Raw genomic sequence first — 257 nt, 5'->3', positions numbered from 1 at the left:
TGATCCGTGGCGTGCTGGTACAGCTCGCCCACGACGAATACGTTTTCTTCGTGACCATGCACCACATCGTCTCGGACGGGTGGTCGATGGGGATCTTGATCAACGAGCTGAGCGTGTTGTATCGGGCGTTTGCACATGGGGAAGCCGATCCGCTACCGCCGTTGCCGATCCAGTACGCCGATTATGCGAGCTGGCAGCGGCAATGGCTGGCGGGCGAGGTGTTGCAACAACAGGCCGCATACTGGCGCGAGGCGCTG

Annotated in this window: 1 protein-coding gene; it reads left to right on the top strand. The window is 61.1% G+C overall.

Annotation, left to right across the window (positions count from 1 at the left end; all coding sequences use genetic code 11):
- Window positions 1-257 (top strand): condensation domain-containing protein (locus tag XalbCFBP2523_RS16145; protein ID WP_146084180.1); only part of this gene is annotated, 257 nt, incomplete at both ends.

This window comes from Xanthomonas albilineans, assembly GCF_002939705.1.
Taxonomy (GTDB): domain Bacteria; phylum Pseudomonadota; class Gammaproteobacteria; order Xanthomonadales; family Xanthomonadaceae; genus Xanthomonas_A; species Xanthomonas_A albilineans.
This window is presented reverse-complemented; position numbering and strand designations above follow the sequence as displayed.